Source organism: Marinobacter oulmenensis (assembly GCF_014201735.1).
GTDB classification, from domain to species: domain Bacteria; phylum Pseudomonadota; class Gammaproteobacteria; order Pseudomonadales; family Oleiphilaceae; genus Marinobacter; species Marinobacter oulmenensis.
Genome location: NZ_JACHFE010000001.1, coordinates 472,330 through 487,268, shown reverse-complemented (window position 1 = coordinate 487,268; position 14,939 = coordinate 472,330). Strand labels below are relative to the sequence as shown.

Genomic DNA, 14,939 nt, shown 5'->3' with positions numbered 1-14,939 from the left:
AGGACCGGGTCATGAAAGCAGTTCGATATCTAGTCTACGCCGTTCTCGCACTGATTGCGCTGGCAGTGATTGCCGTTGGCGTGGCGGTCGCCGTCATCAACCCCAACGACTACAAGCCCCAGATCGAAGCCGCCGTGGAGAAACAGACCAACCTGGATCTGGTGCTGGCCGGCGATATCAGCTGGTCGTTTATCCCCCTTGGCCTCGAACTCAATCAGGTAGAGGCCAAGCTGGAAGACAAGCGGTTCGTTGCACTGGAACAGCTCATCGCCGAACTGGACTTCTGGTCCCTGGTGAGCATGACCCCGCAGGTCAACACCTTCCTGCTCAACGGCCTGGAAGTCAATCTGGAGGCCAATGAACAGGGTGAAGGCAACTGGACCCGGATCATGAAAGAGGGCCAGACCGACACCCAGAATACCGGCCAACCCGGCGCCAGCGATCCCGGGCAGGATACAGGGGCTGGCACAGCCGGTGGCGATCCGCTGAACTTCAATGTGGAGAGCGTGGAAATCAGCAACGCCAACGTTCACTACACAGACCGTAGCACCGGCCAGTCCGTCACTCTTGAGAACTTCGGCGCCAGCGCGAGCAACATCACCCTGGGTTCGGAGTTCCCGCTCAGCATCCGTTTCCGGGTAGAGACCGCACAGCCGGCCATGACCGTCGACGGCACCATTGATGCCCGCCTGAGCGCGAACGAAGCCTTGAACGAATTTGCGGTGTCCGGCCTTGAGGCAGTCTTCGACCTCGCTGGCGAACCGTTTGGCGACAAGTCCCCCCGTGCCGAACTGACAGGTTCCCTCAACGCCAACCTGGAGCAGGAAACCGCCGACCTAAAGGGCTTCAGCGCCAGCCTCGCCAACCTCAATGCCAATGCCGACCTGAGCGTGAAAGGCTTTGGCGACAGCCCCTCTATCAGCGGCAAGCTGGAAATACCCGAATTTTCCCTGAAAGCCCTGCTGGATAATCTCGGACAACCTGCCATCGAAACCGATGACCCGGATGTTCTCGAAGCCATCTCGTTCAACGCCAACCTCGGCGGAGACCCTGGCGTGGTGGCCCTCTCCGGCCTGACCATCGGCCTGGATGATACCACCTTCAATGGCGAGGGCAGCTACACCCTGGCCAACGGCGGGCTGGTGTTTGATCTGCAGGGCGACAACCTGAATGCGGACCGCTATCTGCCTCCAGCGCCGGAAAACGGCGACACCAGCTCAGGTGACAGCGCCCCCGAGACCGCCGGCAACGGCCAGCAACCGGAAACCGACCTGCTGCCGCTGGAGACGGTACGTGGCCTGGTGCTGGATGTAGACTTCGGCCTTGGCCAGCTCATTGTCAGCAACCTGACCATTAACGAAGTCACCGCCAGCGTGGTAGCCGAAAACGGCGTACTCAAGCTGGATGAATTCAGCGGCAAACTCTATGACGGTGGTTTTGGTGCCGCCGCCACACTCGACGCCCGCAGCGACAACCCAAAATGGCGTATGAACGCCGACGTCACCAACGTGCAGACCCTTCCGCTGCTGACCGATCTGGCGGAAGTGGACATGCTCGGGGGTGGCGCCAACCTGAAAATGAACGTGACCTCCAGCGGCAACCGGATATCTGCTCTCCGCAACAATGCCGACGGCCAGATCACCTTCAACCTGGCCGAAGGCGAATTCCGGCGCATGAACCTGACCCGCATGGCCTGCCAGGGCATTGCCCTTGCCAACCAGGAACAACTCACCACCTCCGATTGGGGCACCACCACCCCATTCAACGACATGAGCGGCACCCTGGACATCAACGGCAACATTCTGAACAACCGGAATCTCACCGCCGCCCTTGCCGGCATGCGGCTTGAAGGCGAAGGCGAGGTAGACCTCCAGAAATCCACCGTGGATTACGAAGTCGGCCTGCGCATCGTCGGCGAGATCCACCGGGACGAGGCCTGCCGCGTGACGGAATATGTGGAGAATGTAGTGATCCCGGTGGAGTGCCGGGGCAACTTCGCCGAAGAGCCGGGCAAACTCTGCTCCTTTGACGGCTCCCGCTTCCGCGACACCCTCAAAGACATCGCCACCAATGCAGCCAAAGCCAAGGTGAAACGCGAAGCCGAAGACAAGGTCAAAGAAAAACTGCAGGAAAAACTGGGCGACGAAGCCGGCAAGAAGGTACAGGACGCCCTCAAGGGGCTGTTCAAGTAATGCCGGACCGCTTCGCCCAGAAACTGCTCACCTGGTACGACCAGCACGGCAGGCACGACCTGCCGTGGCACCACAACCAGAACGCCTACCGGGTCTGGGTATCGGAGATCATGCTCCAGCAGACCCAGGTGGCGACAGTGATCCCCTACTTCGAGGCCTTCATGGCCCGCTTCCCGGATGTCCAGGCACTGGCATCGGCTCCCGTGGATGATGTACTCAGCCACTGGTCCGGGCTGGGGTATTACGCCCGGGCACGCAACATCCACAAGGCTGCCCGGCAAGTGGTCGAAGAATTCGGGGGCGAGTTTCCGGAAGACCAGGAACAACTGGAATCACTGACCGGCATTGGCCGCTCCACGGCCGCCGCCATCATCGCCCAGGCCTTCGGCAAGCGGGCCGCCATACTCGATGGCAACGTCAAAAGAGTGCTGGCCCGTTACCACGCCATCCCCGGCTGGCCGGGGCAAACCAAAGTGCTCAAACAACTCTGGCAGCACGCCGAGGAACATACCCCCGATGAACGGGTGCGGGACTACACCCAGGCCATTATGGACCTGGGAGCCATGGTCTGCACCCGCAGCCGGCCGGACTGCCAGGCCTGCCCGGTTCAACCGGGCTGCACTGCCTATGCGGCGGGGGAAACCGGACTTTACCCAGGCTCGAAGCCCAAGAAGGAAAAACCGGAGAAAACCACCTGGATGCTGATCCTGGAAGACCGGGAAGGACGCATCCTGCTGGAACGGCGGCCACCCAGTGGCATCTGGGGCGGCCTCTGGAGCCTGCCGGAACTGGACCCGGCCTACGGAACCGAGGAACTGCAGGAAGCCTGCCAGCAAAAACTGGGGCTGGACTGTGCCGAACCGGAGCTGATTGCCGGCTTCCGCCACACCTTCAGCCACTATCACCTGCACATCCAGCCGGCCCGTTTGACCGTCACCGGACAGAGTTCCGTGGCGGATAGTGACAACCAGCGCTGGCTGCACCGGGACCAGGCCCTCACCGCCGGCCTGCCCGCGCCCATCCGCACACTGCTGACCCAACCCGAACAGAACGCCCTGCTGTGAAGCCTCACACCCGGCAGGGTGTCTGTTATCATGCGCCGATAAAGAACCCGTACAGGAGTCAACATGAGCCGCACCGTATTCTGCCGCAAATACCAGAAGGAAATGGAAGGTCTGGATTTCCCGCCTATGCCCGGCGCCAGGGGACAGGACCTTTTTGACAATATCTCCAAGCAAGCCTGGGAAGAATGGCAGAACCAGCAGACCATGCTGATCAACGAAAAGCACCTGAGCCTGATGGACCCGAACAACCGCAAATACCTGCAGGCGCAGATGGAACACTTCTTCAATAACGAGCCGTTCGACAAGGCCGAGGGCTACGTACCGCCGGAGAAATAACCGGGATTGTTCAAGGCCTGATCAACGCTGAAAAGATTCGGAAATTTTTACCGACCGGCCTTGACTCACCACCTCTAAACCGGTTTAATAGCGCCCCGTTGCAGCGCAGACCGCAACACGCCCGGATAGCTCAGTCGGTAGAGCAGGGGATTGAAAATCCCCGTGTCGGTGGTTCGATTCCGCCTCCGGGCACCACGAATTCAATAACAAAGCCCGCCTTGTGCGGGCTTTGTTGTTTCTGGTGTCCACCAAACGCCCACGCATAAGGCGCCATCGTTTACTGCGCCTCGCAGAAGTAAGCCGCTCCTACTCCCCACAACACTCGTCTCTTGCCTCAACCCATCGCTTCCGCGCTTCAGGATCACTTGGGCCCGTCTATCACGACCGGGGCTCCAAGAGAATAACTTGTTTATGCTCGTCCACTGTTTTGGACCCTGATACACTGATTTTCGCAACTTAAAACCAGTGGCCTTGATTTTAAGGACGCCGTCATTTTAGGTATACCTTAGATTGGGTGCGTGTTACGCGGCATTGCGAAGAAGACGCAAGAAGCATCGAACAAACGAAGGGTTTCTAAAGGAGACCTACTCGAAAGCGTCTGTCACTGTCAGAAGCGGCTCAAATACACCTTGTGGCTAATGACAGGAAGGGCCGACCCAGAATGCGGACAGGTAGATACGGATGCGGAGAAAGCTAGAAGAGCAAACAGCCTGAAAGCAGGGTAGGTTTCAGCTAGGCCGCCCGGATCGTGATGGCCTGGTATGGCAACCAGGAAAGGGAATCACAAGAACGATAGGGAGTGTCGTATGGCTACTAAGACAATCAAAGGACTGATCACCGCATCCATTCTCATATTCTGTACACCCTCTCTCTCCCATGCAGAGAAAGGCCCTATCCAGGAAGGTATCGAGACCCTGAACCGGTTAAAGCAACGGATGATACTTGAGCAGATGGCGGGCGATGGTGAGACTAAACTTCAGAGAGCGCTGCAAAGGAAGCTAGACGGAGAGAGTCAAAGCCAGGACTCGGGCAACAGCACAATGAATCAACAGCTTTGCGAGTTTTGGAAGCAGCAGAATGAGAGCGAAAGGCGCACCCAAAAAATAGAAAGCTACTGTAGCTAAGTGTATCGATGCCACCAAACCAAAACACAACACTAGCATAGGGGAACTAATGTCTAATTACGATGAAGTAGAAGATGCCATTCAAGATGCTCGTGATACCCTTGAGTCAGCCCCCAATGTAGTTGCACTACCTTTATCGTTTATATCCGGAAGCCAAAAATTAAAAGAACTCATCGGAACAAAAAGCGCACCTCCCACAAAATTCAGGAAAAGCGACTCAAGTATAACTATAGACAACACTTTTCTGCTAAGAAATATACAAATAGAAACAACTAGCCCGATAAAACAATTTTCTTCCGAATTCGAAATAACAATAAAAGGAATTGAGGGCTCATCGGAAACAATAAAGCCTGACAGAAAAACAAACGATGGCAAGATTTTCATTTTCGTAAACAAGGTAGTAACAGAGCTGACAATCTCTGCAAAAGGGAAAGCAAAGCTCAAGAATAGGCCGGAAATCTCAGGAATTGAAATATACGGATATACAGAATCTGATTTTGAGAGCATCGCAGATTATGCAAGTCAGCTATTAACCCAAAGAACATCAATCGTTGATTTCGGCAAAGAAACACAAGAAGAAATCGAGAGAACAGAAAATGAAATACAAGACAACGAACTTCGAAAACAGGAGATAGAGCAAGAAATAGCCGTACTATCGGACCAAAAGAAGTCATCTGACTTAATATTAGAAGAACTAAACACCAAGATTTCAGAAATAACTCAAACAGTAGCGGAAAAAGAAGAAAGTCTATTAACTGCGAGCAACAAACTAACCAACATAGAAAACTCCATTGAGGTAAAGTCTGACGAACGCTCAAAACTAATATCAGAAACGAATGACCTTAAGTCCGATCTACAAAGACTTATTGAGGATAAAAACACATTCTCTTCAGAACTTTCAGACTACATCAGCGAAGGGGAGAAAAACATAAAAAAATATTATGCCCTAGCAAGCATCCCTGTAGTTATTATGGCCACTCTGACCATAATCTTGATATCAAACTCTATAGACCTTCTACACACCGAAACCTCATTAAATGGAGTCATATCAACGGTGATATCCCGACTCCCATTCACACTAGTCACAATAGGTCTGATCACGGCGTCTTTTAAAATATGCAAGTTTTTCATCTCGGAAATGACAAGAATTTATGATGAACGCCTAGCAATGACAAAGCTCTCGATAATAGCGAAAGAAGTATCAAATTCTGTATTTGATGACGTAAATGACCCAGAAATCAAATACGCACTGAGAGCTCAACTAAAAATGGACCTATTAAAACAATACATGAAAAATGAAATAGGTGGCGATTTCCAGCTATCTCGCATTAAAGAAACCGGAGAAGATTATAAAACATCAGGCGAAGACGAAGACGGTGATCTAAGCACAGCAACATCACGGCAAGCTAAAGATATATCCTAATAGCAGAACTCTCCCTGTAGTCACACCACTATGCAGGTGTCGCGCTCGCCTTGGCATCCATGCCGGCACTGAGTCTATCCAATCCCGGGATAAGCGACTCACGGCTCAGGTTAGCGCGCTGGCCGGGAATCGGCAGAGGCAATTTCTCCACCTAGCGTGAGAGATTGCCTACAGTCGCCACGACATGTCAGTTGCGCATGCACTCTTTCGCCCAGGAGCTGTATCACACAGTCAGGACTATGAGGTACTCAGGGGCACCATGCGGCGACATTTCGGGTATCGAGAGCAGACCTTCACCTGTACTGTTTTTCCTCCCGCTCCCTTGATGTTGCGTATCTTCATTGGCGCATAGCACCTTGAGCAGTTACCCGGCTCGGGGACAGCCGCTGGGGCTGGCTCTGTAACCGGCTCTGGTTCCTCACTTGGAGCTTGAACGCCTAGTGCTATTGGCTCAGGCGTTTTATCCGGGGTATCAGAAAGGCCGAGCGTGGATAGAATGAACTCCCGGCTATAACCCCGTTTTGCCGGAAACCGGATCAGCGGCAAACCGGCCGCCTCAAAAGCTCGATCCAGAAACTCGTCCCGCTCCTGTCGATCTTTGGCCCGATGGCTCTTATCGTCCAGCTCAATGGCCCACACCGGCACAAACGTTTTGCTATCCACCACAACAATATCAACATGCCTGCTGCGGATGCGGTTTCGGGCGGACTGCCGCCCTTCCCTGGAAAGGCCGGACTTCACCACAATCAGGTCCTCAACCCGGACCTTGCCAAACAGCCGGTATTGATCCGCTGGCAGCGCCGTTTCCAGGACCTGGAAGAACGAACCTTCAGCATGACTCATGAGCCGATTCCGGCGCGTGTAAGGGACCGGGATCCTGGGCTTAGCAGGCGGAGTGATAGGAGATGAAGGGCGGGGAAATAATGGCTCGACGGGATCGGGCCTTCGGGCGTCACGCTTCGCAAGCGGCGAGTGTGGCGAGAGGACCAGAAAGCCAACGGCACACGCAATGAACAGGAATAGAAGGAACTCAAACATCGGGCAGCAAACCTTAGAAACCTATCGAGGAGACTACCCAAAGTGTCAACAAAGTGTCCACGGGGATGCGGTTTTCAGTGGTTTTGTGTGGGACCCCGAAAGTCTCAAGACTCTGTTTTTAAAAGAATAGTGCAATACTTTGGCTTACTGTGAGCCGACCGAATAGGATTGAGAATCCCCGTGTCGGTGGTTCGATTCCGCCTCCGGGCACCACGAATTCAATAACTGCTCTCTCAAGTACTCCAGCAACCACTCATGAGCTCGCCCAGCACTTCTACCGAAGGGCTTGAACCGATTTTCTGTTTTCGGGCATTAATTTGAGCCAGCAAGAAAAGATGTCACAGCTCCGGTCGAAGAATATGAGCGCAGGAGCAAGAAAGGGACAAAAGAGGCATGAAAAGACCGGGAGCAAAGCTCCCGGCTAAAAGGAGAGCACCTCAAACCATGGAAGCCACTCTATAGCCGGGAGATGACAGGAAGATGGCAACGACCGCCGTCTATCGCAGAGACTGGAAACCGTCCTGCAGTACCTTCCAGTTCTGGATGTTGCCCTGCTCATCAAACTGGACATAGCCGGTATAGCCATCGGCTTCCTGCCAGGTTCTGACATACCCGGCAATCTCACCTTCTTCGGTAAGCATGACAAACGCGGCTCGGGTGTCATCGGGCGTTCGCGCTCCATCGGGTTCAGGCTGGAGCTGGCGAAGCAGACAATCCGGGGTTCCGTGGCGGGCGATATCGAGAAGGCTCGGGTTCATGGTGAGATACCTCTGTCGGAGCTGTACAAAGAACAACCACCTGTAGCGTATCCCCAGTATATGAACAATTCGGGTCAGAAAATTGACGTGCCTCAAGGGATTTCTTAACCCACTAGCTCCATGCGTCAAATTACCGCAGTCCACGGAGGGCCAACAGCTCATTACCGGTTGGCGCCAGAGAGCCATGCCGCGTATGCAGTACCCCAAAAACAAAAAAGGCAGCCGAAGCTGCCTTTTCTAGCGTGTTGGCCTGTTTATTTACAGGGCAACAACATTCTCCGCCTGGTCGCCTTTCTGGCCCTGGGTGACGGTGAAGTTCACTTCCTGGCCTTCAGCCAGTGTCTTGAAACCACTGCCCTGGATCGCGCTGTAATGAACGAACACGTCAGATCCGCCTTCACGAGTGATAAAGCCAAAGCCTTTTGCTTCGTTGAAGAACTTAACGGTACCGGTAACTGTAGACATAATAATCTATCCTGAATTCAATCTTTTAGAGTGCCCTCGCGATCAATGGCGTCACGGAAGGCGGTATGCGGGAAACAAGAAGGGGCTAAATCAAAAACAGGACGTTGCACAACTTGGAGACAGGAAGCGTCTTATTGATGAATGCTTTGCTAAATCTTTCCAACGGCACTCACTGTACACCTATTCATTGAAGATGCAAACTTTTTGCATAGGTAATAACCCTCCAGGGCATCAGCAGTTGGACGACCAGGCCAGCCCGACCTTTGAACCGTTGGCACGGTTTAATCGCGCCGAGATCCAGTGCCCCCTGGCCACCAACTTCTCCAGATCCACACCGGTTTCGATCCCCAGGCCATTGAGCATGTAAAGCACATCCTCCGTCGCAACGTTGCCGGAGGCACCTTTGGCGTAGGGGCAGCCGCCAAGGCCGGCGACGGACGCATCGATCACACTGACGCCCTCCTCGAGTACCGCATAGAGATTGGCCAGCGCCTGGCCGTAGGTGTCGTGGAAATGCGCCGCCAGTTGCGGCATCGGGATACGGGCCGCAACCGCTTCGAGCATACGCTTGGCTTTTAGCGGCGTCCCCACGCCGATGGTGTCGCCCAGGGAAATCTCATAGCAGCCCATGTCGTAAAGCGCTTCGGCCACGGCCGCCACCTGTTCCGGAGCAATGTCCCCCTCGTAGGGACAGCCCAGGACGGTGGAGACGTAGCCACGCACGGGGATACCGTGCTGGCCGGCCGCCTCCAGAACCGGGGCAAAGCGCTCCAGGCTTTCGGCAATGGAACAGTTGATGTTCTTCCGGGTGAAAGACTCCGAGGCGGCACCAAAGACCGCCACCTCATTCACGCCGGCCGCCAGAGCATTCTCAAACCCTTTGAGATTAGGGGTGAGGGCGGAATAACGCACATCCGGACGACGCCGAATGCTCGCCATCACCTCTGCGGCATCCGCCATTTGCGGCACCCATTTGGGCGACACAAAACTGGCCGCCTCAATATGGGCCAGACCGCATTCGGCCAGGCGGTCGATCAGCCCGGCCTTGATGGCCGTGGCCACCACAGGGCCGGGCTCATTCTGCAACCCGTCCCGCGGACTCATCTCAACCAGTCTTACTGCCTTGGGAAATGCCATGCTACGTCCTACCCTCACCCGGCGTTATTTAACCTCTGTGTTACGGCTGATTTGCGTACAGCGCTGTTCCTTCAGCGAAGCCCTCAGCCCGGAAGATCTGGGAACCTTCGCCCTTGTCCCAGTCATTGGTGAATATCAACAATTCGTTGGTCCCGGGGCGGAAAGCCATGCTGGTTGAACGCAGGTTGTGCCCCTTTTCCCGTCCTGGCAGAAGGATCTGGCCAATAGGCATGCCGTTACCGTTAAAGGCCAGGATGCGGCCCTGTCCATACATGGCCACGTAGACATTGCCGTCCTGATCCGTGCGAATGGAGTCAGGTGCCGGGCCCGTAAACTGGTAGGTAACCGAAGTACCGAAAGGCGCGATCGTGGTGGCATCACTCATGCCAACCCGGTGTAACCGGCCGGCACTGAATTCCGTCGTCCAGAGGAACTTACCCTTGGGCCCCAATGCCACGCCGTTGGCTATGGCCATGTTGGGCAGAATCGGCGTGACCTCCGATTGATCGGGCGATACGTAGTAAACCCCCCCGGTCTTTTCCGTCGAGGTTCCGCGGAAGTCGGTAAAATAGAATCCTCCCTGGTCATCAAACACCAGGTCGTCCGGCAGGTACCCCTGCTCCGGGCCGACAACAGTCTGCATATCTGTTCCGTCAGGCCGGATGGAGACGACACTGCCGGTATCCTGGAAATTCCCAAGGCCAGCAATGTATAGCCGGCCGTCCTGGTGTATCGCCAGCCCCGCCGGCGCCAGGTCGTTTTCACCAAGAATCGTGGTCAGTTCCTTGTCCGGTGTAAGCTTGAAAATGCGGCCACCAAACACCTCGACGAAATACAGGTTGCCGTTTGAATCAAAGGCAGGCCCTTCCAACTGGAGCCCGTCATCAGAGACTTTGAACCAGGGCTCAGCCGTCACACTCTGAAGTGACTGTTCGCTTGGAGGGATAGGGGCCGGCCCCTCAATACCGGACTGGTAGGAAAGCGAAGGGGGCGCACCATTAGCAAAACCCGCTGAACTGACCAACAAAGCTGAAAGCAGGGTGTGTCGAAACATACGCATTGTGTTTTCCTCTTTATTGTTTTCGTTGGTGTTACACCTGTATATCCCCGGCCAGGTTCAGGAAGAACCTAGCCCCGCAGGGATTTGAGAATGTCTTCGGCCACGTCCATACGCACCTTGCCTTTGGCCACTAGCTCCTGGGCAACTTTGTCGATCTCATCGCCAACGGCACCAACCATGACGGCGATGTTCTTGGCGTGCAGGGCCATGTGGCCTTTCTGGATGCCGGTGGTGGCCAGCGCCTTGAGCGCGGCAAAATTCTGAGCCAGGCCCACTGCCGCGATGATGCCGGCAAGCCGGTCGGCGGTTTCGACACCCAGAATGTCCAGGGCGATGCGGGCGGTTGGATGGGAGCGCGTAGCACCACCAATCAGCCCGACGGCCAGCGGCATTTCAATGGAACCGGTCAGATTGCCGTCGGCATCGATCTCCCACTGGGTCAGTGAGCCGTACTGGCCGGACCTGGCTGCGTAGGCATGGGCGCCGGCTTCCACGGCCCGGGTGTCATTGCCGGTGGCCAGCACCACCGCACTGACCCCGTTCATCACGCCCTTGTTGTGGGTAGCCGCCCGGTAGGGGTCAATGTCGGCAAAATCAAAGGCAGCCAGGATGCCGTCACGCACCTCGGCGCCACCTATGTCCTCCAGCGACCAGGTTGCCCGGGCCCGGGCCAGCCGGCGATCCGCCAGGTTGGAGAGAATCCGCAGGTAGGTGCGCCCGCCGGTCCATTCGGCGATGCGTGGCGCCACCGCCTCGGCCATGGAATTCACTGCGTTGGCGCCCATGGCGTCGCGGGTATCCACGACCAGGTGGGTCACCACCATGGGGCCGGTTCGGCCTTCCAGAATGCGTACTTCGATGTCCCGGAAACCGCCGCCGTGTTTGACCAGCACCGGATCGGTTTCATCACAGATCGCCTGGATGTCCGCCTTGTGCTCGAGAATCTGCAGACGCGCGAACTCCGGATTGCTGACGCCCACCAACTGAACCTGGGCAATCATCAGCGAACCGGACATGGCCGTGGTGAAGCCACCGGTGCTGCGGCACTGGCGGGCCGCGTTGCACACAGCAGCGACGACCGAGGATTCCTCGGTGGCCATGGGAATCAGCACCTCTTCACCATCAATCACCATGTTGGTGGCAATGCCCAGCGGGATATTCAGGGTGCCGATGACGTTTTCGATCATCGAGTCGGCGGTGGCCGCTTCCAGATTGCCGGTGTTGCCCAGATGGCTGAGCACACCGTCACCCAGGCCGGCGGCCTCAGCGACTTTTTGCAGACGTTCCTGGGGCGAGAGTTTGTGGAGTCCCGGAATGCGGGAAGTTTTTGTGGTCATGGTCTGTTATCTCCTGTACTCAAGAATGGGCCGGCTTGGCAATCTGGTCAGGCAGCCAGGTCACCAGGTCGGGGAATAGAATGAACAGCGTCAGCGCAATCAACTGCAGAATCAGGAAAGGCACGATGGCCCGGTACACGGTTTCCATGCCGATGCCGTCAGGCAACACACCCTTGATGTAGAACAGCGTGTAACCGAAGGGCGGCGTGATGTAGGCCATCTGGGCGGTGATCAGGAACAGCACACCGAACCACAGCGGATCAAAACCGAAGGCATCGATGATCGGCAGGAAGACCGGCACACACAGCAGGATGATGCCAATCTCATCCAGGAACAGGCCGAGGAAGACCAGCACCAGCATCATCGCCAGCAGCACCAGCCAGCGGTTAACCTCCAGGTCCTCGATAAACAGCAGCAGCGAATCCGCACCGCCAGTGCCGGTGAAGATCGACACGAAGATCTTGGCGCCGATGGTGATCCACATGATCATGGTGGTGACCCTCAGGGTATCCATGGCGGCAGCCCGGAGGTTGGTCAACTTGAGCTCCCGCTGGAAACCGGCGGAGATCAGCGCGCCCACCACGCCTACAGCGGCGGCTTCGGTGGGTGTGGCAATACCAGCATAGATACTGCCAAGTACCGATATCACAATCAGCGTGGGCAGGATCAGGGACTTCAGCGAGGCGAACATTTCACGCAGGTTTACCTCGCCATCCATCTGCCGGGGGGCCTTTTCCGGCTGGATGATCGCCCGAATAACGATGTAGGCCACATACAGGCCTGCCAGCACCAGCCCGGGCACAATGCCAGCGGCAAACATCTTGCCCACCGAGATCTGGGCAGTGGCGGCGTAAACGATAGTGATGATGGAGGGTGGAATCAGGATACCGAGAGTACCGCCGGCACAAATGGTGCCCAGCGCCAGGCGCTGGTCATAGCCGCGCTGGAGCATGGAAGGCAGCGCCAGTATGCCCATGGCCGCCACCGCCGCCCCGACAATACCGGTCATGGCGGCCATCACGGTACAGATGGCAATCGTGCCAACCGCAAGACCACCAGGCAGACGCCGGAACCAGAGCTCCATCGCCCGGTACAGCGCTTCGATAATACCGGAACGCTGCAGCACGCTGGCCATCAGCACATACAGCGGAATCGCCAGCAGGATATCGGAAGTCATGGCATCAAAGGTCTGGAGCACGGTCAGCACCAGCGCATCCACACCCCAGAGAGTGATGGTAAACAGTACGGCCAGGGAAGTGAGCACAAAGGCCAGGGGCATACCACTGAGCAACAGCATCAGCAGGCCGACAAACATCATGGCCAGAACCAGGGTGGAACTCATACCGACACCTCCCCGGTCAGGGCACGGCGGGCCGCCTCGATGGACTCAGCCAGGGCCTGCAGGAGCAGCATGAAGAAAGCCACAGGAATCAATACTTTCACCGGCCAGATCGCCGGGTTCCAGGCGGTAAACGACGTCTCACCACTGTTGTAGGCATTCATCGCAACCGGCAGGCTCTGGTAGATAAACACGGCGGACACCACCACGATCAGGCCATAGGTCAGGCAATCCAGCCCACTGGCCGTCCGCTTCGGCAGCCGGCTATGGAGAATATCGACATTCACATGCCCGGCGGTGTGCAGCAGGTACGGCCCGGCCAGCAGGAAATACGGGCCAAACAGCAGCGTGGACAGCTCCATCGCCCAAACGGTGGGCGCATCGAAAAAGTAACGGGCCACCACCTCATAACTGATGACGGCAACCATCACAAAGACGAGCACAGAGACCGCGCCGGCCAGCCAGCGGTTAACCGCCGTGATCAGCCGGCAGTAGCCAAGAAGTACAGCCATAGTGAACCTCGGTGGGAATGGCAGCCCGGCCGGATGACCGGGCTGCGGTCTTACAGTCAGTGGATGGAGATCACTCCATCAGGCCAAGCTCTTTCATAAAGGCAACCTGGCTGTCGAGAACCTCATTGGCCAGCTCATCGTCACCGGCCGCCTTTTCCCAGGCCTTCATGGCCGTGAGGCGACCTTCCGCGATGATGGAGGAATCCAGGTGAATAACCTCAACGCCCTGCTCTTCAAACTTCTGAAGCGCTACCGCGTCCTGGGCCATAATATGCTGGCGCAGTGAAGATGAGACCTCCCGGGCTGCGACTTCCAGGGCTGCCTTATAGGACTCCGGCAGTTGGTTGTACGCGTTCTGGTTGGCCACATAGCTGGTTGCCGTGGTGGGCTGATGGAACCCGGGCACAATCACATAGCCCGCCACTTCACCCAGGCCGGCTTCAAGGTTGGCTGTCAGGTCGCCCCGGTCGGCCAGGTCAATCACACCTTTTTCCAGGGCCTGGTAGACCTCGGCCGTCGGCAGGCCGGTTGTGGCCACACCAAACTCGCCCATCACGGTACTGGCCAGCCCGACAAAGCGGCCTTTCTTGCCTTTCAGGTCATCCAGGGATTCCAATGGGAACTTGGCGTGAATGGGCTCCTGGCCATAAACCGTCGGAGCGATGTAGAACAGGCCGGCCTTGGCGTAGGCTTCCCGGGCCAGCTCCAGCCCACCCTTCTCATAGAACCAGGCTTCGTACTGGTCCGGCTCCGGAAAGCCGAAAGGCACGGTACTGGTGAAGGCAAAAGCAGGAATGGAGCCGGCCTCATAACCGTCAAAGGTTTTCATCATCTGGAAGGCGCCGGCGCGTACCGCTTCAAATGCCTGAGCAGACGGTGCCAGTTGGCCTCCGGCAAACAGCCGGATCTGGAACTGACCGTCGGTCAGCTCGGCCACCCGTTCAACAAACTTCTTCTCGTATTCATAAGGCGTGGTACCTGCATCCCACAGCGCCTGCATCCGCCAGTTCACACTCGGGTTGTCCTGTGCGGCGGCAAGCGAGGGTACAGAAGCGACGGCCGTGAGCGTCACGGCAGCGGCCAGGGATTTGAAAAAACCACGGCGATTGTTGTTGGTCTTGGATGTCATAACCTTCTCCATTGTGAGTGGCCGC

14 protein-coding genes and 1 tRNA gene are annotated in these 14,939 nt (G+C 56.5%); 6 read left to right on the top strand and 9 right to left on the bottom strand.

Features of this window, described 5'->3' with window-relative positions; all coding sequences use genetic code 11:
- Positions 1 to 11 precede the first annotated feature (11 nt).
- The 6 genes from HNR38_RS02225 to HNR38_RS02200 all read left to right on the top strand — a co-directional run bounded on the left by HNR38_RS02225 (position 12) and on the right by HNR38_RS02200 (position 6,139).
- Positions 12 to 2,192, top strand: coding sequence for an AsmA family protein (locus HNR38_RS02225; protein WP_183699317.1), 2,181 nt, complete (start codon positions 12 to 14; stop codon positions 2,190 to 2,192).
- A complete protein-coding gene (gene mutY, locus HNR38_RS02220; protein WP_183699315.1) occupies positions 2,192 to 3,256 on the top strand; it encodes an A/G-specific adenine glycosylase in 1,065 nt (354 codons plus the stop codon). The genes HNR38_RS02225 and mutY overlap by 1 nt, the downstream gene beginning before the upstream one ends.
- Before the next feature lie 63 nt (positions 3,257 to 3,319).
- On the top strand, positions 3,320 to 3,592 hold the full coding sequence (locus tag HNR38_RS02215) for an oxidative damage protection protein (RefSeq protein ID WP_183699313.1): 273 nt from the start codon (positions 3,320 to 3,322) through the stop codon (positions 3,590 to 3,592).
- 119 nt (positions 3,593 to 3,711) lie between these two features.
- Positions 3,712 to 3,787: transfer RNA gene (locus HNR38_RS02210), tRNA-Phe, on the top strand.
- Positions 3,788 to 4,398: 611 nt separating this feature from the next.
- Complete coding sequence (locus tag HNR38_RS02205) at positions 4,399 to 4,716, top strand: hypothetical protein (RefSeq protein ID WP_183699312.1); 318 nt, start codon at positions 4,399 to 4,401, stop codon at positions 4,714 to 4,716.
- A gap of 49 nt (positions 4,717 to 4,765) precedes the next feature.
- A complete protein-coding gene (locus HNR38_RS02200) occupies positions 4,766 to 6,139 on the top strand; it encodes a hypothetical protein (RefSeq protein ID WP_183699310.1) in 1,374 nt (457 codons plus the stop codon).
- 237 nt (positions 6,140 to 6,376) lie between these two features.
- On the opposite strand, the gene HNR38_RS02195 is transcribed toward HNR38_RS02200, so the two are convergent.
- The 9 genes from HNR38_RS02195 to dctP form a co-directional block, all read right to left on the bottom strand.
- Positions 6,377 to 6,982 (bottom strand): DUF2726 domain-containing protein, encoded by a 606-nt coding sequence (locus tag HNR38_RS02195; protein ID WP_183699308.1) that lies wholly within the window; start codon positions 6,980 to 6,982, stop codon positions 6,377 to 6,379.
- Between the two features lie 692 nt (positions 6,983 to 7,674).
- The gene (locus HNR38_RS02190; RefSeq protein WP_183699306.1) at positions 7,675 to 7,935 is read right to left on the bottom strand and encodes a hypothetical protein; all 261 of its coding nucleotides are present in this window, start codon (positions 7,933 to 7,935) and stop codon (positions 7,675 to 7,677) included.
- A 258-nt stretch (positions 7,936 to 8,193) separates the two neighbouring features.
- A complete protein-coding gene (locus HNR38_RS02185; RefSeq protein ID WP_183699304.1) occupies positions 8,194 to 8,400 on the bottom strand; it encodes a cold-shock protein in 207 nt (68 codons plus the stop codon).
- Between the two features lie 231 nt (positions 8,401 to 8,631).
- The gene (locus HNR38_RS02180) at positions 8,632 to 9,537 is read right to left on the bottom strand and encodes a hydroxymethylglutaryl-CoA lyase (protein WP_183699302.1); all 906 of its coding nucleotides are present in this window, start codon (positions 9,535 to 9,537) and stop codon (positions 8,632 to 8,634) included.
- A gap of 40 nt (positions 9,538 to 9,577) precedes the next feature.
- Positions 9,578 to 10,597, bottom strand: a complete 1,020-nt coding sequence (locus HNR38_RS02175) for an SMP-30/gluconolactonase/LRE family protein (RefSeq protein WP_246362276.1) — start codon at positions 10,595 to 10,597, stop codon at positions 9,578 to 9,580.
- Between the two features lie 68 nt (positions 10,598 to 10,665).
- Positions 10,666 to 11,934, bottom strand: a complete 1,269-nt coding sequence (locus HNR38_RS02170) for a hydroxymethylglutaryl-CoA reductase, degradative (protein WP_183699300.1) — start codon at positions 11,932 to 11,934, stop codon at positions 10,666 to 10,668.
- A gap of 19 nt (positions 11,935 to 11,953) precedes the next feature.
- On the bottom strand, positions 11,954 to 13,276 hold the full coding sequence (locus HNR38_RS02165) for a TRAP transporter large permease (RefSeq protein WP_183699298.1): 1,323 nt from the start codon (positions 13,274 to 13,276) through the stop codon (positions 11,954 to 11,956).
- Entirely contained in the window at positions 13,273 to 13,785 is a 513-nt protein-coding gene (locus HNR38_RS02160) for a TRAP transporter small permease subunit (protein ID WP_183699296.1), read from the bottom strand. The genes HNR38_RS02165 and HNR38_RS02160 overlap by 4 nt, the downstream gene beginning before the upstream one ends.
- A 70-nt stretch (positions 13,786 to 13,855) precedes the next feature.
- The gene (gene dctP / locus HNR38_RS02155; RefSeq protein ID WP_183699294.1) at positions 13,856 to 14,914 is read right to left on the bottom strand and encodes a TRAP transporter substrate-binding protein DctP; all 1,059 of its coding nucleotides are present in this window, start codon (positions 14,912 to 14,914) and stop codon (positions 13,856 to 13,858) included.
- Positions 14,915 to 14,939: the final 25 nt, after the last annotated feature.